This window comes from Kingella pumchi (assembly GCF_022288825.1).
In the GTDB taxonomy this organism is placed as follows: Bacteria; Pseudomonadota; Gammaproteobacteria; order Burkholderiales; family Neisseriaceae; genus Kingella_D; species Kingella_D pumchi.
This window is the reverse complement of record NZ_JAKOOW010000029.1, coordinates 415-1,774: the sequence shown is the minus strand read 5'-3', so window position 1 is coordinate 1,774 and position 1,360 is coordinate 415. Positions and strand designations below refer to the sequence as shown.

General features: G+C 36.5%; 2 protein-coding genes. Both read right to left on the bottom strand.

Annotated features, from left to right (window positions below):
• Nucleotides 1–122: 122 nt before the first annotated feature.
• Nucleotides 123–518 (bottom strand): hypothetical protein, encoded by a 396-nt coding sequence (locus MB824_RS08450; protein ID WP_143095744.1) that lies wholly within the window; start codon nt 516–518, stop codon nt 123–125.
• A 66-nt stretch (nt 519–584) separates the two neighbouring features.
• Complete coding sequence (locus tag MB824_RS08445; RefSeq protein ID WP_238748022.1) at nt 585–1,100, bottom strand: hypothetical protein; 516 nt, start codon at nt 1,098–1,100, stop codon at nt 585–587.
• Nucleotides 1,101–1,360: the final 260 nt, after the last annotated feature.

Genomic DNA, 1,360 nt, shown 5'->3' with positions numbered 1-1,360 from the left:
GGGGCGGCGATGTCCAGACGGCCGCCGTCGATTTGACCGCTGTTGCCGATATGGGCGCTGCGGATGCGGGTTTCGCCGGCGCCGAGAATGCGGCCGCTAGGACTGCCCATTGTGCAGTATCTTTATCCATGCCTAGAGTTTGCAATCAGAGCTAATTTTTCTAGTTCAGAGTCCGAACCTTTAACATAAAAAGTCACAAAAGTTGTAGGACCTCTTGTAAATGAATTGCTATCAGATACTTGATATGGTTCAACCATAGTCGGTATTTCAGAGAATATCCTTTGCACTCTTTCTCTATTATCCGTTTTGTAACCTAATTTACCTTCTTGTTGAGCTTCTGTTATCAATAATGCAAAACAAATCCCAAACATAATTACCATACAACCAAATATGGTATTTAGATTTTTATTGATAAGATGGAATGGCATTAAATGAATCTCCAATACTAGGTAAGTTTGCAGGAATAAATCGTTGAATATTGCTAGAGGTTGCCCTGTTTTTTTGATCTGCGGAGGCATACCACATAATCAATTGCGCCTAAGCCACATGACAAAACCATCACTACCTAATAAAGATTAACACATTTAATTAGGATATATACCTTCTATATAATCCTTATTTAAATAAAAACTCTTATAAAAATCTATGTCATCTGTCGGGATTGAAAAAAAGATTTTATCTTTCTCATCAGGTTTAAATTTGTTATCAATATTAAAAAGAGAATAAGGATCACAATGAGTTCGACATACTAATGGTAAAAATTTATATCTTGGATCATGAAATATTCGATATTTATCAGGATCGAAAGATGCTAAAAATTCATCAATATTGGTATCAGATATTTTGTCATCACTAATAAACATCGCTAGAGATGGGCGACCTTGATTTTCCATTTGTTGATTAGTAAAGGCTATAAATGCTAACTTGCCATTGTCGTCATACCATATAGATTTATAGTTATTGCCTTTGGGAGAATAAATTCTAGCAGCACATAACATAGGTCTATCTTTACAGTCGTTATATAGAGTTTCATCAAACTCAACTGCATGGCACAATAAAGGCAATAGAAAAAAAAGGGTTATTAATTTATTACTATACATAAGACGGCTTTCTATTTATTCGATAATAAATCTAGTTTTCAATATTTGATTTTGTTTTGGATTAGTGTACATAATAAATTTTACTGCTCCAAAATCTGATATTAAACCCACAACCTTTCCATTTTCTGTATAATTTTCAGGCTTAGTTGTTCAGGCTGCTTTTGCTGTCGATGCTGCTTTGGCCGTGGGCGTAAAGGGTGCCGCTGTTGTCGGTTTGGCCGGCGTTAAGACGCAGGGCGCCGCCTTCTTGGGCGGCAACC